The organism is Pseudomonas aestiva, from assembly GCF_039908605.1.
In the GTDB taxonomy this organism is placed as follows: domain Bacteria; phylum Pseudomonadota; class Gammaproteobacteria; order Pseudomonadales; family Pseudomonadaceae; genus Chryseomonas; species Chryseomonas aestiva.
Window position 1 is genome coordinate 2,053,629 of sequence record NZ_CP150916.1, and the last position, 19,795, is coordinate 2,073,423.

Here is a 19,795-nt window from a genome sequence, read left to right on the forward strand (position 1 = left end):
GTCTCCCTTACTTGAGGGTGATGGTGGTGTTGACGACCCCGGCGCTGCCGACGTCCTGCTCGTCGGGCCAGCGCGTGGTGATGGTCTTGGTCTGGGTATAGAAGAGCACCGCCTGCTTGCCGTAGGGCCCCAGGTCACCCAGCTTGGAGGCGCGCGAACCGCTGAAGGAGAACAGCGGTACCGGTACCGGGATGGGCACGTTGATGCCGACCTGGCCGACGTCGATGTCTTCCTGGAAGCGCCGTGCCGCGGCGCCGGAGCGCGTGAAGAGGGCAACGCCGTTGCCGTTGGGGTTGGCGTTGATCAGGGCGATGGCCTCGTCGAGGGTGGCCGCGTGCATCACGCAGAGCACCGGTCCGAACAGTTCTTCGCGGTACAGGGTCATGTCGGTGGTCACCCCGGAAAACAGCGTCGGGCCGACGAAGTTGCCCTTCTCGTAGCGCTCGACCTGGATGTTGCGGCCGTCCAGCTCCAGGGTCGCGCCTTCGCTCAGCCCGCGCTCGATCAGGCCGCTGACCCGGTCCAGGGCCTGGCAGGAGATCAGCGGGCCGACGTCGGTGCCGTGCTCGTGACCTGCACCCACCTTGAGGCTGCGCGCCTTGGCCACCAGGTCCGGCACCCAGCTGTTGGCCTCGCCCACCAGCACCACCACCGAGACCGCCATGCAGCGCTGACCCGCCGCCCCGAAGGCAGCGCCCACCAGATTGGCCAGGGTCTGCTCGCGGGGCGCGTCGGGCATCACCACCGCATGGTTCTTGGCGCCCATCATGCACTGCACGCGTTTGCCGGCTTCGCTGGCGCGGCGATAGACATGGGTGCCGACACGGGTCGAGCCGACAAAGGACAGCGCCTTGATGTCCGGGTGATCGCAGAGGGCGTCCACCACCGCCGGTCCGCCATGGACCACGTTGAGCACCCCGGGCGGCACCCCGGCTTCCAGCGCCAGCTCGGCCAGGCGCATGGTCACCAGCGGATCCTGCTCCGAAGGCTTGAGGACGAAGGTGTTGCCGCAGGCGATGGCCATGGGAAACATCCACAGCGGAATCATCGCCGGGAAGTTGAAGGGGGTGATGCCGGCGCAGACGCCCAGGGGTTGCAGCAGGGTATAGGTGTCCACTCCGCTGGCGACGTTGTTGGCCAGCTCGCCCAGCTGCAGGTTGCCGATGGCCGCGGCGTGCTCCACCACCTCCAGGCCACGGAAGACATCGCCCTCGGCGTCGGCCAGGGTCTTGCCCTGTTCGGCGGTGAGCAAGGCCGCCAATTCGCTCATGTGCTCGCGGATCAGCTGCTGGTAGCGCAGGAAGATGCGCGCCCGCGCGCCGATGGGCGTCTTGCGCCAGGTGGCGAAGGCCGCCTTGGCACTGGCCACGGCGCGCTGCACCTCCTCGGCGGTGGCGAAGGGCACCCGCGCCAGCACCTCCTGGGTCGCCGGATTGATCACCTCGCGGCCTTCGCGGCTGGTGGAGGTGACGAATTGGCCGTCGATCAGCAGCGGCACGTCTTTGATGGCGGTCTGGGTCATGACAGGGATTCCTGAGCGGTGGCCGGGGTGGCCGGGGCAGGTTGAGCGGCGAAGTCTTCTTCGGCGTAGTCGTGGACATCAGGGGTGCCGCTGGCGCGGCGCTGGGCCTCGCCGAGGCGCAATTCGATGCGGCGGATCTTGCCGGACAGGGTCTTGGGCAGTTCGCTGACGAATTGCAGGCGCCGCACCCGCTTGTAGGGCGACAGGCAGCCACGGGCGAAACCGAGCAGCTGCTGCGCGAGCGCGGGCGAAGGCGCGTGGTCGGCGGCGAGGATGACGAAGGCCTTGGGTACATTGAGGCGCAGGGGATCGGGGCTCGGTACCACCGCCACCTCCATCACCGCCGGATGCTCGATCAGGGCGCTCTCCAGCTCGAAGGGGCTGATGCGGTAGTCCGCCGACTTGAAGACGTCATCGGCGCGGCCGACGAAGGTGATGTAGCCCTCGGCGTCGCGCACCGCGGTATCGCCGGTGCGGTAGTGCCCGTCGCGCATCACCTCGGCGGTCTTTTCCGGACTGTCTTCGTAGCCCAGCATCAGCCCGGCCGGCCGCGGTTGCAGGGACAGGGCCACCTCGCCGTCGTCGCCCGGTCGGCCATCGGCATCCAGCAATTCGACGTGGCACCCGGGCAGCGGACGACCCATGGAGCCCGGCTTGAGCGACTGTCCGGGGGTGTTGCCCACCAGCGCGGTGGTTTCCGACTGGCCGAAGCCGTCTCTCAGGGTCAGCCCCCAGGCCGCCTGCAGGCTGTCGATGATCTCGGGATTGAGCGGCTCGCCCGCGCCGACCAGCTCGCGCAGGTCGAGTCGATCGCGATAGGCGGCAAGGTCCTCCTGGATCAGCATCCGCCATACCGTGGGCGGCGCGCAGAGGCTGGTGACCGGATAGTGCGCCAGCACCTCCAGCAGCGCCTGGGGCTTGAAGCGCGGCACGTCATGGATGAACACGCAGGCACCGGCGTTCCAGGGCGCGAAGACGCAACTCCAGGCATGCTTGGCCCAGCCGGGGGAGGAGATGTTGAGGTGCACATCGCCGGGTTGCAGACCGATCCAGTAGAGCGTGGACAGGTGCCCGACCGGATAGCTGCTGTGGCTGTGCAGGACCAGCTTGGGCCGCGAGGTGGTCCCCGAGGTGAAATAGAGCAGCAGCGGATCCGTGGCGAGGGTAGGGCCGTCCGGCAGGAAATCGCTGGCACAGGCGCCCGGCGCATAGGGCTGCCAGCCGGCCACCGACGCCCCGACGCAGATGCGGGTGAGGCCAGGATCCAGACTGGCGCAACGCTCCGTATGGGCGCTGCCCACCACCAGGTGGGCGATACGCCCGCGCTGCACGCGATCCTGCAGATCGGCATCGCTGAGCAGGGTGGTGGCGGGCACCACCACGGCGCCCAGCTTGAAGGCACCGAGCAGCGTCTCCCACAGCGCCACCTCATTGCCCAGCATCACCAGGATGCGTTCGCCGCGACGAACACCCTGGGCGCGCAGGAAATTGGCGGTGCGATTCGACGCCTGGCGCACCTCGGCGAAGCTGTAGCGCTCCTCCCGGCCTTCGGCATCCAGCCGCCACAGCGCCGGACCGCTATGCTCCTCGGCCAGGCGATCGAAATGGTCCAGCGCCCAGTTGAAGTGTTCCAGCTCCGGCCAGCGGAAATCGCGGACGGCCGTGGCGTAGTCGGTGCGATGGCGCAGCAGGAAGTCGCGTGCTTCACGGAAGGCGTCGCCGGCGGTCATGGGCGATCCCCCGCGGCCGGCAGGGGCGGGAAGGAAGGGCAGCGTCCGGCCTGGCGCCGGGATGGGGCGTGCGGGTGGGTCATGGTGGTCTGCTCTTTATTGTTGTTGGCTGGCAGAGATTCGCGCCGTCACCGCTCGTGACGCGACATGGTAAGCAGTATAGTTCCGGCAAAAGTCCCCTGGCTTCCGACAAAAACGCCCGACCGATATGCAAAAATCCAATAACCCGGCGGGACGTCTCGACTGGGACGATCTCAGATTCTTCCTCGAAGTGGCGCGCACCCAGAAGGCCAGCGCCGCGGCCCGGCGGCTGGGGGTGGACTACACCACCGTCTCGCGGCGGATCGCCGCCCTGGAAAAGGCGCTGGGAGCGCTGCTGTTCGAGAAGTCGCGCAGCACCGGTTTCAGCCTCACCATGGAGGGACAGCGCCTGTTGGTGCACGCGGAAACCCTGGAAAGCACCTTGCAGACCGCCTGCGAGCAGATCTCCGACACCCGACTGGCGCCGTCCGGCCAGGTGCGCATCGGCGCCACCGAGGGCTTCGGCAGCTACTTCGTCGCGCCTCAGCTGAGTTTCTTCCAGGATCGCTATCCCGGCATCACCCTGGAGGTGCTGCCGGTGCCGCACTTCGTCAACCTGTCGCGTCGCGAAGCCGACATCGCCATCACCCTGGAGCGCCCCGAGCGCGGGCCCTATGTCTGCCGCAAGCTGTGCGACTACCGCCTGCGGCTTTATGCCACCGCCGACTACCTGGCCAGCCATCCGCCCGTCACGCAACTGGCGGACCTGCAGCGCCACAGATTCATCACCTATGTCGACGATCTCGCCTTCAGCCCTGAACTGCTCTATCTGGAGCGGATCCTGCCCGAGGCCAGCAGCGGCCTGCGCAGTACCAGCGTGATCGCCCAGTACCAGGCGGCCCTGTGCGGGCACGCCCTGGCCATCCTGCCGTGCTTCGTCGCCGAGCCCGATCCGCGACTGGTGGCGCTGTTGCCGGAGCAGATCCAGATCACCCGGCAATTCTGGCTCTATTACCGCGAAGACCTGCGCCGCCTGCGACGCATCACCCTGGTTACCGACTATCTGCGCGCCTGCACCGACGCCAATCGGGGCTTCCTGCTCGGTGAAACCCGCGCCCCGGTGCTGGGCTGGCCGGCAGCCTGAAGCCCGTCGCCAATCGCTGCGGCACCCCGGGACCCGGCTGGGGTCTCAGAGCTGTCGGTCGTCCGTTGACGGCCTCCAGTGAACACATGGGAACGGCAATGGAACGATATCAGGCATTGAGTCAGGCGCTGAGCAAGGCGGCCGAGCGGGAAGAAGCCTATTGGCAGGGACTGGAGCGCCGCCTGCATGAATTGCCGGACTGCTTCACCCGCTACCTGGGGCTCACCCCGGCCGATCAGGTGGATGCCGGCCTGGGCCTGGAAAAGCGCGTCGATGGCAATATCGTGCGCGAACTGGAGGTCTATGCCCGCTATGACCTCACGGTGATCGTCGATGACCTCGCCGGCACCCCCCAGACCTTCGCCATCGGCCTGTCCTTCTTCTATACCAACGACCATTTCGTGCTGAAGGAGCGCGATGGCGAGTTCTCCGTCACCCTCGAACCTCAGGACGATCCCGATCGCTTCTGGGCCGAAGGCTGCCGCGAGATCTACGACTCCCTGGCCCGGCGCATCCGTGGCAAGACCCTGCCGGCCATCGAGTAGCCTGCCGGCCGGCAGGTGACTGCGGTCAGACCGGCGTGACCAGGTGTCCCTCGGCGAAGTAACGCTCCACGTTGGCCAGTACCAGGTCGGCCATGGCCTGGCGGGTCTCGTGGGTGCCGCTGCCGAGGTGCGGAGTGAGGACCACGTTGTCCAGCGTCAGCAACTCGGCGGGCACCGCCGGCTCCTCGGCGAAGACATCCAGGCCGGCGCCACCCAGGCTGCCGGCCTGCAAGGCGGCCACCAGGGCGGCTTCATCCACCACGCTGCCGCGGGCGATGTTGATGAGATAGCCACGCGGTCCCAGGGCGGCCAGGATTCGCGCATCGATCAGTCCATCGGTGGCCGGTCCGCCGGGCAGCGACAGGACCAAGAAATCCGCTGCCTTGGCCAGGTCTTCCAGCTCGGCGTGATAGCGATAGGGGATGTCCGGTTGCTGCTGGCGACCGTGGTAGGCCACCTCCATGCCGAAGGCCTCGACCCGGCGGGCGATGCTCTTGCCGATATTGCCCAGGCCGACGATGCCGCAGGTCTTGCCGGCCAGGCGCGAGGTCAGCGGAAACTTGCCCTGCTGCCAGTCGCCGCGACGCACGAAGCGATCCGCGGCGCTGATGCCCCGCGCCACATCGATCAGCAGGGCGAAGGCGGTGTCGGCGACGCAGTCGTCCAGCACGCCCGGGGTATTGCTCACGACCACGCCCAGATCCCGGGCGGCGGCGATGTCGATGCTGTCGTAGCCCACCCCGAAACTGAACACCGCCTTCAGGCCAGGCAGGGCGCTCATCAGCTCGCGCGTCGCGCCATGCACCCCGGAGGTGACCAAAGCCACTACGTCCTGACCACGCGCGGCGAGCAGGGCGGACGGGTCGGGTGCTTCCCAGAGCCGCAGCACCTCATGGCGTGAAGTGAGGGCGTCCTGCAGGGCAGGCAGCAGCGGACCCACCTGCAGCAGCAATTGACGTTCGTTCTGTTCAGGCATCTCTAGACTCCTTGAAGAAAGCAGGGGCGGCGAATCCGCCCCGAAACGGGGGCTCAGCCGAGCAACTGCAGGCCCAACTGGATCGCGACCCAGATCGCCAGCAGGGTGGCGAAGCCCAGCGCCAGATTTTCGAACCAGTTGTTGCGGTACTTGTCGCCCAGTAGCGACTTCTGGTTGGACATGATCAGCAGCCCCAGGGAGATCACCGGCAGGCCGACGATGTTGAGGGCATTCACGCCGATGGTCAGGGTCACGAAGTCGGGCATGCCCGGCAGCGACCATACCAGCGGCGTCACCAGGATGAAGAGCAGGAACCACCTGTGCGCCGGGTCCTTGTGAAAGGTCTTGCCATAGCGTTCACGGCGTTCCGGACGGATGTGCTGCAGGGCATCGGTGATTAGCATGGGGAAGGCCGTGGTCTTGCCCACCACGCTGGCGAACAGGGTGGCGAAGACCCCGGTGAAGAAGATCAGCCAGCCGCCGGTGCCGAAGAACAGCTCCAGGGCCGCGCCCAGGTCGCTCAGTGTATTCACCTGCAGGCCATTGGGTCTGAGGATCTCCACCCCGACCACCCAGATGGCCAGATTAATGATGATGCCGACCACCACCGCGAAGAGCAGGTCGTTGCGCTGCATGCGCTTGTGTTCCGGGCCGGTCCAGCCCTTTTCCTTCATCACATAGGGATGCACGAAGTTGGCGATGGAGCCGGCCACGGCGCCTATGACCGAAACCGCCACCAGCAGGGCGCCATGCACGCCTTCGTCCGCCGGGATGCTGAAGCCGATGGTGCCGCGCAGGATGCCGCCCAGGTCCGGCCCCGACATCACCGCCAGGGTGATGAAGGCCAGGGTCATGACCGCCAGCAACACCTTCATCACCCCTTCGATCAGCGCATAGAAGTTGCGACCCACCAGCAGCCAGACCGCGATCACCACCGCCACCGAGCAGAGCAGCGGCTGGTCGAGGTGGAGCAGGGTGGCCAGGGCTTCGCCGGCGCCCTTGAGCATGTAGGCATTGGTCAGGTGCCCCATGATCAGCGCGTAGCCGAGCATGAACCAGGCGAACACCGGGTGCAGCTGGGCATAGCCTTCGAGGATCGACATGCCGCGGTTATTGCACAGCTGGAAACGGGCGATGATGTTGACGATGAGAAAGCGCAGCAGCAGGGACACCGCCAGCACCCACATCATGGCGTAGCCGTAGTTGGCCCCTGCCACCGAGGAGGTGATGAGGTCCCCGGCGCCCAGCCAGGACAGCACCGCAATGACGCCAGGGCCCAGCAGCTTCGCCAGGCGGCGCAGGCCGGAGCTCTGCTCCTTGCTCTCGGGTATGGATTTCTCGACGGAACCAGATTGGTCCATTAGGGCGGTTCTCCTAACGATTGTTGTTGTTGTGAATAGGGCCGGAGGCGGCCTTTTCGTTAGCTTGCCCTTCAGGGTTTAGCACTACATACGACGTCGTACAACTTAAGGCGGGCAACAAAATGTTGCTTTCGACCCGCTCGGTCGGGCTCGCTGCGGGAGCCTCCGGGCGCGGCGCGGGATCAAGCCAGGTGACTTCCCCTGAGACTGTCTCTAGAATGGTCGCCCTTGATTCTGGGGGGTCGGAGTGCCGGCCTGTTTCTGTGCCACGAGGAATATCCATGCAAGTTTCCGTTGAAAACACCTCTGCTCTCGAGCGTCGCATGACCATTGGCGTGCCGGCCGAGCGTATTGAAACCGAAGTGAACAAGCGTCTGCAGCAGACTGCACGGCGTGCCAAGGTTCCCGGTTTCCGCCCGGGCAAGGTACCCATGAGCGTCATCCGCCAGCGCTACGAAGCCTCGGCTCGTCAGGAAGCCTTGGGTGATCTCATTCAGGAAACCTTCTACGAAGCCGTTGTCGAGCAGAAGCTCAACCCGGCCGGCGCACCCGCCGTCGAACCCAAGGTGTTCGAGAAGGGCAAGGACCTGGAATACGTTGCCACCTTCGAAGTCTTCCCCGAGTTCGAAGTCAAGGGCCTGGACGGCATCGAGATCGAGCGTCAGGACGCGAGCGTCGAAGACGCTGACATCGACAAGATGCTCGACGTGCTGCGCAAGCAGGGCACCCGTTATGAAGCCGTTGACCGCGCTGCTGCCAACGATGACCAGCTCACCTTGGACTTCGTCGGTACCCAGGACGGCGAAGCCTTCGCCGGTGGTTCCGCCGAAGGCACCAAGCTGGTGTTGGGCTCGGGTCGCATGATCCCCGGTTTCGAAGACGGCCTGGTCGGCGCCAAGGCGGGTGACGAGCGTGTGCTCGACCTGACCTTCCCCGAGGACTACCAGAACCTGGATCTGGCCGGCAAGGCCGCCCAGTTCAAGGTCACCGTCAAGGAAGTGGCCGCTCCCGAGCTGCCCGAACTGAACGAAGCCTTCTTCAAGCAGTTCGGCGTGGAAGAGACCACCGTCGAAGGTTTCCGCGCCGAAGTGCGTAAGAACATGGACCGCGAGCTGCGCCAGGCCCTCAAGACCAAGGTCAAGAACCAGGTCATGGACGGTCTGCTGGCCGCCAACCAGATCGACGTCCCGGCTGCCCTGATCAGCAACGAAGTGGATCGTCTGCGTGTTCAGGCCGTCCAGCAGTTCGGTGGCAACATCCAGCCCGAGCAACTGCCGGCCGAGCTGTTCAGCGAGCAGGCCAAGCGCCGCGTGCTGCTGGGTCTGATCATCGCCGAGATGGTCAAGCAGTTCGAGCTCAAGCCCGATGACGCCCGCGTTCGCGAGCTGATCGAGGAAATGGCTGCGGCCTATCAGGAGCCCGAGCAGGTAGTGAAGTGGTACTACCAGAACGAGCAGCAGCTGAACGAAGTGCGTTCGGTTGTACTGGAAGAACAAGTCGTGGATACTGTCCTCAAGCAGGCAAAAGTCACCGACAAGCAGGTCTCCTACGAGGACGCGGTCAAACCGGCCGAGGCTCCGCAAGCAGCCTGATCTGCCTCCAGTTGCTAGTTCACCTAAGCCAGCCTCGTGCTGGCTTATGTGTTTTTGACAGGTCATCCAGATAGGGAGCTAGTGCAGGACATGTCCCGCAATTCATACATGCAATCCATGCCCGATATTCAAGCCGCTGGCGGTCTGGTACCCATGGTGGTGGAGCAATCCGCCCGGGGCGAGCGCGCCTACGACATCTACTCCCGGCTGCTCAAGGAGCGGGTCATCTTCCTGGTGGGTCAGGTCGAGGACTACATGGCCAACCTGGTCGTCGCCCAGTTGCTGTTCCTGGAAGCGGAGAATCCTGACAAGGACATCCACCTCTATATCAACAGCCCGGGTGGTTCGGTGACCGCTGGCATGTCGATCTACGACACCATGCAGTTCATCAAGCCCGACGTTTCCACCATCTGCATCGGACAGGCCTGCAGCATGGGCGCCCTGCTGCTGGCAGGTGGCGCCGCCGAGAAGCGCTTCTGCCTGCCGCATTCGCGGATGATGATTCACCAGCCCCTGGGCGGTTTCCAGGGTCAAGCGTCGGACATCGAAATTCACGCCCGTGAAATTCTGACCATCCGCGAGCGTCTGAACAAGGTACTGGCGCATCACACCGGTCAGCCCATGGACGTGATCGCCCGCGATACCGACCGTGACAACTTCATGAGTGGCCCCGAAGCCGTTGCCTACGGCCTGATCGACAAGGTCCTCGAGAAGCGCAACATCCCCGCCTGACCCCGCCTCGACCACCTGCCCAGGCGCCGTCGTTTGGGCAGGTAGGCTTGAAAAACCGTGCAATAGGCTCCATCTTGTTGATGTAAGCACATTCCATTGGATCGATCGAATGACAGATACGCGCAATAGCGACGATAACGGCAAGCTGCTTTACTGCTCCTTCTGCGGCAAGAGTCAGCACGAAGTACGTAAATTGATCGCTGGACCCTCCGTCTTCATCTGCGACGAATGCGTCGACCTGTGCAATGACATCATCCGCGAGGAAGTCCAGGAAGCTCAGGCCGAAAGCAATGCGCACAAGCTGCCAGCGCCGAAGGAAATCAGCGCTATCCTCGACCAGTATGTCATTGGTCAGCAGCGTGCCAAGCGGGTCCTCGCCGTTGCCGTCTACAACCACTACAAGCGTCTGAATCAGCGCGAGAAGAAAGACGACGTCGAACTGGGCAAGAGCAACATCCTGCTCATCGGTCCGACCGGTTCGGGCAAGACCCTGTTGGCGGAAACGCTGGCGCGGCTGCTCAACGTACCTTTCACCATCGCCGATGCCACCACGCTGACCGAAGCCGGTTATGTGGGTGAGGACGTCGAGAACATCATTCAGAAGTTGCTGCAGAAGTGCGACTACGATGTGGAAAAGGCCCAGATGGGCATCGTCTACATCGACGAGATCGATAAGATCTCGCGCAAGTCCGACAACCCCTCCATCACCCGTGACGTCTCGGGTGAGGGTGTGCAGCAGGCCCTGCTGAAGCTGATCGAAGGTACCGTGGCGTCGGTTCCGCCCCAAGGTGGCCGCAAGCATCCCCAGCAGGAATTCCTGCAGGTCGATACTCGCAACATCCTGTTCATCTGCGGTGGCGCCTTCGCCGGCCTGGAAAAGGTCATCCAGAATCGTTCCACCAAGGGCGGCGGTATCGGCTTCAACGCCGAGGTGCGCAGCGTGGAGCTGGGCAAGAAGATCGGCGAATCCCTGCGTGACGCCGAGCCCGAGGATCTGGTCAAGTTCGGTCTGATTCCGGAGTTCGTCGGTCGTCTGCCGGTCATCGCGACCCTGGACGAGCTGGACGAGCCGGCGCTCATGCAGATCCTGACCGAGCCGAAGAACGCCCTGACCAAACAGTACGCCAAGCTGTTCGAGATGGAAGACGTGGATCTGGAATTCCGTCCCGACGCGCTCAAGGCGGTTGCCCGCAAGGCGCTGGAGCGCAAGACCGGTGCCCGGGGTCTGAGATCCATCCTCGAAGGCATCCTGCTCGAGACCATGTACGAGATTCCTTCGCAGAAGGAAGTCAGCAAGGTGGTCATCGACGAGAGCGTCATCGACGGGAGTTCCCAGCCGCTGCTCATCTACGAGAACAGCGAGCCCGCCAAGGCGGCGCCGGACGCGTGACAAAAGGGGCTTCGGCCCCTTTTTCATTTCAGCGACGGTTGTATTTTGCGGCGGCCAACCTCATGTTAGGAAAAACCGAGGCCTTAACCGCATCTGCGGCCGATTATTTGCCGAGACCCGTATCCCATGACTACGACGATAGAACTTCCCCTGCTGCCCCTACGTGACGTAGTGGTCTATCCCCACATGGTCATCCCATTGTTCGTCGGAAGGGAAAAGTCCGTCGAGGCCCTCGAGGCCGCCATGGCTGGCGACAAGCAGATCCTGCTGGTCGCGCAGAAGAATCCCGGCGATGACGATCCCGCCGCGGATGACATGTATCACATGGGTACGGTGGCAACCGTTCTCCAGCTGCTCAAGCTGCCCGACGGCACCGTCAAGGTCCTGGTCGAAGGCGAGCAGCGTGGCCGTATCGAGTCCTTCGTCGAAAGCCAGGCCTATGCCCGTGCGCTGGTCACGCTGATCGAGGACAGCGAAGCCCCGGATCGTGAATCCGAGGTGTTTTCGCGCAGCCTGATGAGTCAGTTCGAGCAGTATGTGCAGCTCGGCAAGAAGGTCCCCGCCGAAGTGCTGTCCTCGCTCAACAGCATCGAGGATCCCAGCCGTCTGGTCGATACCATGGCCGCCCACATGGCGCTGAAGATCGAGCAGAAGCAGGAGATCCTCGAGATCACCGAGCTGGGCGCGCGCGTCGAGCACGTGCTGGCCCTGCTGGATGCCGAAATCGACCTCCTGCAGGTGGAGAAGCGCATCCGCGGCCGCGTCAAGAAGCAGATGGAGCGCAGCCAGCGCGAGTACTATCTCAACGAACAGATGAAGGCCATCCAGAAAGAACTGGGTGACATCGACGAAGGACACAACGAGGTCGATGACCTCAAGCGTCGCATCGAAGCGGCTGGTCTGCCCAAGGATGCCCTGACCAAGGCCAATGCCGAGCTGAACAAGCTCAAGCAGATGTCGCCGATGTCGGCGGAAGCCACCGTGGTGCGCTCCTACATCGACTGGCTGGTGAACGTACCGTGGCAGGCGGAAAGCAAGGTCCGCCTGGATCTGGGGCGCGCCGAGGAAGTCCTCGACAAGGACCACTACGGTCTCGAAGAGGTGAAGGAACGCATCCTCGAATACCTCGCCGTGCAGAAGCGCGTGAAGAAGGTACGCGGCCCGGTGCTGTGCCTGGTCGGCCCGCCCGGCGTGGGCAAGACCTCCCTGGCGGAGTCCATCGCTCGCTCCACCGGGCGCAAGTTCGTGCGCATGGCCCTGGGTGGCGTGCGTGACGAAGCCGAGATCCGCGGTCACCGTCGCACCTACATCGGCTCCATGCCGGGTCGCCTCATCCAGAAGATGACCAAGGTCGGGGTGCGCAATCCGCTGTTCCTGCTCGACGAAATCGACAAGATGGGCAACGACATGCGTGGCGATCCTGCCTCCGCATTGCTCGAGGTCCTGGATCCGGAGCAGAACCACACCTTCAACGACCATTACCTCGAAGTGGACTATGACCTCTCCGACGTGATGTTCGTCTGCACCGCCAACTCCATGAACATTCCGGCGCCGCTGCTGGACCGCATGGAAGTCATTCGCCTGCCGGGCTATACCGAGGCGGAAAAGGTCAACATCGCCATCCGCTACCTGATTCCCAAGCAGGTCAAGGCCAATGGCCTGAAGAAGGGCGAGGTGGAGTTCGATGAAGATGCCCTGCGCGACATCATCCGCTACTACACCCGCGAAGCGGGCGTTCGGAGCCTGGAACGGCAGGTCGCCAAGGTCTGCCGCAAGGTGGTCAAGCAGCACGCCCTGAGCAAGGAGCGTACGGCCAGCGTCACCGTGGACACCCTGGAGCACTGGCTGGGCGTGCGCAAGTTCCGCTACGGTCTCGCCGAGCAGCAGGATCAGATCGGTCAGGTGACCGGCCTGGCCTGGACCCAGGTGGGTGGCGAATTGCTGACCATCGAGTCCGCGGTCGTTCCCGGCAAGGGCCAGATGATCAAGACCGGCTCGCTGGGCGATGTGATGGCCGAGTCCATCACCGCGGCCCTGACCGTGGTCCGCAGCCGTGGCCGCAGCCTGGGTATTCCCAAGGACTTCCACGAGAAGCACGACATCCATATCCACGTTCCCGAAGGCGCGACGCCCAAGGACGGTCCGAGTGCCGGTATCGGCATGTGCACGGCGCTGGTCTCGGCGGCTACCCGGATTCCGGTACGGGCCGACGTGGCCATGACCGGCGAGATCACCCTGCGTGGTCAGGTCCTGGCGATTGGCGGGCTCAAGGAAAAGCTGCTCGCAGCCCACCGCGGCGGCATCCGTACCGTGATCATTCCGGAAGAAAACGTCCGGGATCTGCGGGACATTCCGGACAACATCAAGGCCGACTTGCAGATCAAGCCAGTCAAATGGATTGACGAGGTCTTGGAGGTTGCGCTGCAATACACGCCGGAGCCGCTTCCGGACGATGGTCCGGAGCTCGTCAGCAAGGATGAGAAGCGGGATCAGGAAGGCAAGGAGCGCGTCAGTACCCACTGACGGCGCACCTGGGCTTGATGGGCGGGCTGCCAGACGAGGTTGCTGGTGCTCCGCCGTCCTGCTGGATGCAAGGTCCTTGATCGACGAAAAGGCGCATCTCGAGATGCGCCTTTTCGCTATTTGCTATTCGACGATTTCGCCATGGCCGGTCCGGCCACAGCTCGTGGGGGGAACATGCTACAAAACATCAGGGACCGTTCGCAGGGATGGATTGCCAAAGTCATCATCGGATTCATCATCCTGCTGATGGCACTGACCGGCTTCGAAGCGATCATCCGCGCCACGGGTCACCAGGGCGCCGTCGCCTTGGTCAACGGCGACGAGATCAAGCAGACGGAGCTGGCCCAGGCCGTGGAAATGCAGCGTCGCCAGCTGCAGCAGCAATTGGGTCAGGGCTTCGATCCTTCCACTCTGGATGATCGTCTGCTGCGCGAGTCCGCGCTCAAGGCACTGATCGACAAGCAACTGCTGCTGCAGAGCGCCAAAACCGATCGCTTCGCCTTCTCCGAGCAGGCGCTGGATCAGCTGATCCTCAATACCCCCGAATTCCAGACCGAAGGGCGTTTCGATCCTCAGCGCTTCGATCAGGCCGTTCGCCAGATGAACTACAACCGCCTGCAATTCCGCGATCTGCTGCGTGACGAGATGCTGATCGGTCAGCTGCGCGCCGGCATCGTCGGCAGCAACTTCGTCACCGACGCCGACATCGAAGCCTTCGCCGCGCTCGAACGTCAGACCCGTGATTTCGCCATGCGTACCGTCAAGGCCTCGCCGGCCGGCATCACGCCGACCCAGGACGAAGTCCAGGCCTACTACGACAGCCACAAGAACGCCTTCATGACGCCCGAACAGGTGGTCATCGATTACGTCGAGCTGAACAAGTCCGCCTTCCTGGCCAAAGCCAAGGTCGACGAAAGCCGCCTGCAGGCCGCCTACAAGTCCGAGATCGCCAACCTGTCGGAGCAGCGTGACGCTGCGCATATCCTCATCGAGGTCAACGACAAGCAGAACGACGACCAGGCCAAGGCCAAGATCCAGCAGATCCAGGAGCGCCTGAAGAAGGGTGAGGACTTCGCCAAGCTGGCCAAGGAGTTCTCCCAGGATCCCGGTTCGGCGGCCAACGGCGGTGACCTCGGCTTCGCCGGTCGCGGCGTCTATGACCCGGCCTTCGAAGAGGCCTTGTATGCCCTGGCACCCCAGCAGGTGTCGGCCCCGGTGCGCACCAGCTTTGGCTGGCACCTGATCAAGCTGCAGGGCGTGCAGGCACCGGAAGTACCTACCCTGGCCAGTGTCCGGCCGCGTCTGGAGCAGCAGCTCAAGGCGGAAGATGCCGACCGCCTGTTCGTGGAAGCGGGCCGCAAGCTGGAAAGCTCCGCCTATGAATCCTCCGACCTGAGCCAGCCGGCCCAGGAACTGGGTCTGCAGGTCAAGACCAGCGCTCCCTTCGGTCGTGAAGGAGGCGAGGGACTGACCGCCAACCGTCAGGTGATCGAGGCGGCCTTCAGCGAGGACGTTCTACGCAACGGCGCCAACAGCACCGCGCTGCAGCTCGATCCGGAGACCCTGGTGGTGATCCGCGACAAGGAGCATCGCACGCCGCAGCTGCAACCCCTGGATGCGGTCAGGAAGGATATCGTGACCCGCCTGACCCAGGAAAAGGCCGCAGCCGCAGCCAAGCAGGCTGGCGAAGAACAGCTCAAGACCCTGCAGGCAGGTGGCAAGGCCGCCGCGGGTGACTGGCGTACCGTCGAAGCCGCCACCCGCAACCAGGAGGGTGTCGATCCCCAGGTGTTGCAGGCAGCCTTCCGCATGGCCAAGCCGGAAGCCGACAAGCCGTCCTATGCCGGCATCAGCCTGCAGAACGGTGACTTCGTGCTGATCCGCCTGCAGGGCGTAGGGGTACCCAAGGAAGCCCTGAGCGCCGAGGACAAGGCGCTGTATCGCCGCTACCTCGCCTCGCGCGCCGGACAGGTCGATTTCGCCGCCTACCGTCGCGCCCTGGACGCCAAGGCCGAGATCAAGCATCTCTGATACGAAAAAAGCCCGGGAAACCGGGCTTTTTCTTGAGTGGTGACAAGGGGTTCGCTAGCTGGAGAGCAACCCCGCAATGGGGGAGGGCAGTTACCCCCAGGGTCCTACTGGACCAGGTCCTGCTCGTCGAACAGACCGTCGAAGAGCATCGTCGACAGATAGCGCTCACCGGAATCCGGCAGGATGACCACGATGGTCTTGCCCTGCATCTCCGGCGTCTCGGCCAGTCGGACCGCCGCGGCCATGGCGGCGCCGCAGGAAATGCCGCAGAGAATGCCTTCCTCGCGCATCAGTCGCTGGGCCATCAGCTTGGCCTGCTCATCGCTCACCTGCTCGACGCGATCGACCATGGCAAGGTCCAGGTTGCCGGGCACGAAGCCGGCGCCGATGCCCTGAATCTTGTGCGGGCTGGGTTTCACCTCGGCACCGGCGAGGGTCTGGCTGATGACCGGCGAGGTCTCCGGCTCGACGGCCACCGACAGGATCGGCTTGCCCTTGGTGTTTTTGATGAAGCGCGAGATACCGGTCAGGGTACCGCCGGTACCCACGCCGGCCACCAGCACATCGATGGCACCATCGGTGTCGTTCCAGATTTCGGGACCGGTGGTCTTCTCGTGGATGGCCGGATTGGCCGGGTTGTCGAATTGCTGCGGCATGAAATAGCGAGCGGCCTCGCTCTCGGCGATTTCCCGGGCCTTTTCGATGGCGCCCTTCATACCCTTGGCCGGCTCGGTCAGCACCAGCTCCGCACCCAGCGCCTTGAGCACCTTGCGCCGCTCCAGGCTCATGGAGGCGGGCATGGTCAGCACCAGGCGGTAACCCCGGGCCGCGGCGACATAGGCCAGGCCGATCCCCGTATTGCCCGACGTCGGTTCCACCAGGCTCATGCCCGGCTTGAGCAGGCCCTTGGCTTCGGCGTCCCAGATCAGGTTGGCGCCGATGCGGCATTTGACCGAATAGCCCGGATTGCGTCCCTCGATCTTGGCGAGCAGGGTGACGCCCTTGGGGCCGAGACGATTGATGTAGACCAGCGGCGTATTGCCGATGGACTGGGCATTGTCAGCGAAGATGCGGCTCATGACGGATCCTGTGCGGCGCGGAAAACTCGCAGCCTAGGCCTTGCGTCCGATGACGTCCAGCCCGGGCGCGGCATGCTATCGTCAGGCGAAACAGCTGCCGAGGATCAGTGATGGCCTTTCAGGGTACCGAGCGTTATGTGGCCACGGCCGAACTCAGTCTGGCGGTGAATGCGGCCATCCGGCTGGGGCGTCCGCTGCTGGTGAAGGGTGAGCCCGGTACCGGCAAGACGCTGCTGGCCGAGCAGGTGGCCCAGAGCCAGGGCGCGCGGCTGATCACCTGGCATGTGAAGTCCACCACCAAGGCGCAGCAGGGCCTCTATGAATACGACGCCGTGAGCCGCCTGCGCGATTCCCAGCTCGGCGATCCCCGGGTGCAGGAGGTGGCGAACTACATCAAGCCGGGCAAGCTGTGGGACGCCTTCACCGCCGAGGATCCAGTGGTGCTGCTGATCGACGAGATCGACAAGGCCGATATCGAATTTCCCAACGATCTGCTGCTGGAACTCGATCGCATGGAGTTCCACGTCTACGAGACCGGCGAGACCATCCGCGCCCAGCGGCGCCCGATCATCATCATCACCTCCAACAACGAAAAGGAGTTGCCGGACGCCTTCCTGCGCCGCTGCTTCTTCCACTTCATCCGCTTTCCCGAGCGCGAAACCCTCGAACGCATCGTCCAGGTGCACTATCCCGATCTCCAGCAGCGTCTGGTCCAGGAGGCCCTGGATCTCTTCCTCGACCTGCGCAGCGTGCCGGGGCTGAAGAAGAAACCGTCCACCTCGGAGCTGGTGGACTGGCTGGCGCTGCTGCTGGGCGATGAGGCGGCGCAGCGGGCACTGCATGGCGAGAGTGGTCTGCCGCCGCTGGCGGGCGCCCTGTTGAAGAACGAGCAGGATCTGCAGTTGCTCGAGCGCCAGGCCTTCATGCGTCGTCGGCGGAGCTGAGGAGAGGCATGTTCCTCGATTTCTTCACCCGACTCAGGGCGGCGGGCATCCCGGTGTCCCTGGGCGAACTGCTGGATCTGCATGCGGCCTTGGATGCGGGCCTGGTGGTGGCCGATCCCGACGCCTTCTATCTGCTGGCCCGTGCGGTGCTGGTCAAGGACGAGCGCTTCTTCGACCGTTTCGATCAGGTCTATGCCGGCGAGCTGGCCAGGTCGGAGCGATCGGCGGATACCAAGGCGATTCCCGCGGACTGGCTGCGACTGGAGCTGCAGCGGCGGCTGTCCGAGGAGGATCGCCAGCGGCTTCAGGCGCTGGGTGGCCTCGATGAATTGCTCGCCACCCTGCAGCAGCGCCTCGCCGAACAGCGCGAGCGGCATGCCGGTGGCAACAAGTGGGTAGGCACGGGGGGCACCAGTCCCTTCGGCAGCGGTGGCTACAATCCCTTCGGCGTGCGCATCGGCGAGGCTGGTACTCGGCAGGGACAAGCGGCCAAGGTCTGGGAGCAGCGCGACTACCGTAACCTGGACGATCGCGCGCCGCTGGACCGCCGCAACCTGCAACTGGCCCTGCGCCGGCTCAGGCGCTTCGCCCGGCAGGGCGCGGCGGCGGAATTCGATCTGGAGGGTACCGTCGCGGCCACGGCACGCGAGGGTGGTCTGCTGGACGTCCGCTATCGACCGGAACGGCACAATGCGACCAAGCTGCTGCTGCTACTCGATGTCGGCGGCTCCATGGACCTGCATGTGCGCCTGTGCAGCGAGTTGTTCAGCGCCTGTCGCCTGGAGTTTCGCCACCTGGAGTACTACTACTTCCACAATTGCGTCTATGAACGCGTCTGGCGTGACAATGCCCGGCGCCATGAGGAGGGGCTGAACACCGCCGAGCTGCTGCGCCGCCATGGCGCGGACTACCGCCTGGTGATCGTCGGTGACGCCAGCATGGGGCCCTACGAGATCACCCATCCAGGTGGCAGCGTCGAGCACTGGAACGAAGAGCCCGGTGCCCTGTGGATCCAGCGACTCTGCCAGCACTTCCCACGGGCGGCCTGGCTCAACCCCTATCCCCAGGAGGGCTGGGCCAGCAGTACCTCGATCCAGCTGCTGCGCGAACTCATGGCCCAGCGCATGTTTCCCCTGACCGGCGAGGGGCTAGGCGAGGCCATTCGATCCTTGACCCGCCCATGAAAAAACCCGGCCGAAGCCGGGTTTTTTCATCGCTCGCGCTTAGCGCTGACCATAGCGGCGCAGGGCCTCGATGCGGTCTTCCAACGGCGGGTGGCTCATCAGCAGACCGGCCAGGCCGTTCTTCAGCGAGCCGTTGATGCCGAAGGCGTTCAGGGTGTCGGGCATCTGCACCGGGATACCCTGCTCGGCACGCAGGCGCTGCAGGGCGCCAATCATGGCATTGGGGCCGGCCAGGCGCGCACCGGCTTCGTCGGCGCGGAATTCACGTTTGCGCGAGAACCACATGACGATGATGCTGGCCAGGATGCCCAGCACCAGTTCGGCGACGATGGTGGTCACGAAGTAGGCGATGCCGTGGCCTTCCTCGTTCTTGAAGATGGCCTTGTCGACGAAGTTGCCGAAGATCCGCGCGAAGAACATCACGAAGGTGTTCACCACGCCCTGGATCAGCGCCAGGGTCACCATGTCGCCATTGGCGACGTGACCGATCTCGTGGGCCAGCACCGCGCGCACCTCTTCAGGGGAGAAGCGCTCCAGCAGGCCCTGGCTGACCGCGACGAGCGCGTCGTTGCGGTTCCAGCCGGTGGCGAAGGCGTTGGCTTCGTAGGCCGGGAAGATGCCGACCTCGGGGGTCTTGATGCCGGCTTCGCGGGCCAGCTCCTCGACGGTCTGCAGCAGCCACTGCTCATGGCGGGTCCGCGGCTGGCTGATGACCTCGGTGCGGGTGCTCATCTTCGCCATCCACTTGGAGATGAACAGCGAGACCAGCGAGCCGGCGAAACCGAACACGGCACAGAACACCAGCAGACTGCCATAGTTCTGACCGGTGTAGCGATCCACGCCAAGCACCTTCAAGGTGATGCTGGCAACGATCAGCACCGCCAGGTTGGTAGCCAGAAATAACAGAATGCGCATCATGGTGGGGTATAGCTCCTCACAGGTTTATCTGCCGGCTATATAAGGTTCGGCCCCGATCCATTCAACGTTTCCTCTATTGCAAACTGTGTCGTCGATGGTCTGG

The 19,795-nt window shown here is 64.2% G+C and carries 15 protein-coding genes; 9 read left to right on the top strand and 6 right to left on the bottom strand.

The window, feature by feature from the left end; translation table 11 throughout:
• Positions 1–7: 7 nt before the first annotated feature.
• Together AABM56_RS09520 and AABM56_RS09525 are read right to left on the bottom strand one after the other, a co-directional pair.
• Positions 8–1,522, bottom strand: coding sequence for a CoA-acylating methylmalonate-semialdehyde dehydrogenase (locus AABM56_RS09520; protein ID WP_133859308.1), 1,515 nt, complete (start codon positions 1,520–1,522; stop codon positions 8–10).
• Entirely contained in the window at positions 1,519–3,252 is a 1,734-nt protein-coding gene (locus tag AABM56_RS09525; RefSeq protein WP_347884042.1) for an AMP-binding protein, read from the bottom strand. Before AABM56_RS09525 ends, AABM56_RS09520 begins: the two co-directional genes overlap by 4 nt.
• Before the next feature lie 208 nt (positions 3,253–3,460).
• Here AABM56_RS09525 and AABM56_RS09530 point away from each other — a divergent pair, with 208 nt between their 5' ends.
• Together AABM56_RS09530 and AABM56_RS09535 are read left to right on the top strand one after the other, a co-directional pair.
• Positions 3,461–4,417: a LysR family transcriptional regulator gene (locus tag AABM56_RS09530; protein ID WP_133859306.1), complete on the top strand. Its 957-nt coding sequence runs from the start codon at positions 3,461–3,463 to the stop codon at positions 4,415–4,417.
• A 98-nt stretch (positions 4,418–4,515) separates the two neighbouring features.
• Complete coding sequence (locus AABM56_RS09535; protein WP_178083865.1) at positions 4,516–4,962, top strand: hypothetical protein; 447 nt, start codon at positions 4,516–4,518, stop codon at positions 4,960–4,962.
• A gap of 25 nt (positions 4,963–4,987) precedes the next feature.
• Here the strand turns inward: AABM56_RS09535 and AABM56_RS09540 are convergent, their stop codons facing one another.
• Together AABM56_RS09540 and AABM56_RS09545 are read right to left on the bottom strand one after the other, a co-directional pair.
• Positions 4,988–5,938: a 2-hydroxyacid dehydrogenase gene (locus AABM56_RS09540; protein WP_133859305.1), complete on the bottom strand. Its 951-nt coding sequence runs from the start codon at positions 5,936–5,938 to the stop codon at positions 4,988–4,990.
• Positions 5,939–5,991: 53 nt separating this feature from the next.
• The gene (locus AABM56_RS09545) at positions 5,992–7,299 is read right to left on the bottom strand and encodes an Nramp family divalent metal transporter (protein ID WP_133859304.1); all 1,308 of its coding nucleotides are present in this window, start codon (positions 7,297–7,299) and stop codon (positions 5,992–5,994) included.
• Between the two features lie 281 nt (positions 7,300–7,580).
• On the opposite strand from AABM56_RS09545, the gene tig reads away from it, so the two are divergent.
• The 5 genes from tig to AABM56_RS09570 all read left to right on the top strand — a co-directional run bounded on the left by tig (position 7,581) and on the right by AABM56_RS09570 (position 15,567).
• Positions 7,581–8,891, top strand: a complete 1,311-nt coding sequence (gene tig / locus AABM56_RS09550; RefSeq protein ID WP_187979074.1) for a trigger factor — start codon at positions 7,581–7,583, stop codon at positions 8,889–8,891.
• Positions 8,892–8,981: 90 nt separating this feature from the next.
• Entirely contained in the window at positions 8,982–9,623 is a 642-nt protein-coding gene (clpP, locus tag AABM56_RS09555) for an ATP-dependent Clp endopeptidase proteolytic subunit ClpP (RefSeq protein ID WP_007162222.1), read from the top strand.
• 109 nt (positions 9,624–9,732) lie between these two features.
• Positions 9,733–11,013, top strand: coding sequence for an ATP-dependent Clp protease ATP-binding subunit ClpX (gene clpX / locus AABM56_RS09560; protein ID WP_133859302.1), 1,281 nt, complete (start codon positions 9,733–9,735; stop codon positions 11,011–11,013).
• Positions 11,014–11,139: 126 nt separating this feature from the next.
• Positions 11,140–13,536, top strand: coding sequence for an endopeptidase La (gene lon / locus AABM56_RS09565; RefSeq protein ID WP_133859301.1), 2,397 nt, complete (start codon positions 11,140–11,142; stop codon positions 13,534–13,536).
• Positions 13,537–13,710: 174 nt separating this feature from the next.
• Positions 13,711–15,567 (top strand): SurA N-terminal domain-containing protein, encoded by a 1,857-nt coding sequence (locus AABM56_RS09570; RefSeq protein ID WP_347884043.1) that lies wholly within the window; start codon positions 13,711–13,713, stop codon positions 15,565–15,567.
• A gap of 104 nt (positions 15,568–15,671) precedes the next feature.
• Here AABM56_RS09570 and cysK read toward each other — a convergent pair whose 3' ends face one another.
• Positions 15,672–16,646, bottom strand: coding sequence for a cysteine synthase A (cysK, locus tag AABM56_RS09575; protein WP_133859299.1), 975 nt, complete (start codon positions 16,644–16,646; stop codon positions 15,672–15,674).
• A 110-nt stretch (positions 16,647–16,756) separates the two neighbouring features.
• Between cysK and AABM56_RS09580 the strand changes: the two genes are divergently transcribed.
• Entirely contained in the window at positions 16,757–17,590 is an 834-nt protein-coding gene (locus AABM56_RS09580; RefSeq protein ID WP_133859298.1) for a MoxR family ATPase, read from the top strand.
• 8 nt (positions 17,591–17,598) lie between these two features.
• Positions 17,599–18,774, top strand: a complete 1,176-nt coding sequence (locus AABM56_RS09585; protein WP_347884044.1) for a VWA domain-containing protein — start codon at positions 17,599–17,601, stop codon at positions 18,772–18,774.
• A gap of 39 nt (positions 18,775–18,813) precedes the next feature.
• On the opposite strand, the gene htpX is transcribed toward AABM56_RS09585, so the two are convergent.
• The gene (gene htpX / locus AABM56_RS09590) at positions 18,814–19,692 is read right to left on the bottom strand and encodes a protease HtpX (protein ID WP_007162229.1); all 879 of its coding nucleotides are present in this window, start codon (positions 19,690–19,692) and stop codon (positions 18,814–18,816) included.
• Positions 19,693–19,795 lie beyond the last annotated feature (103 nt).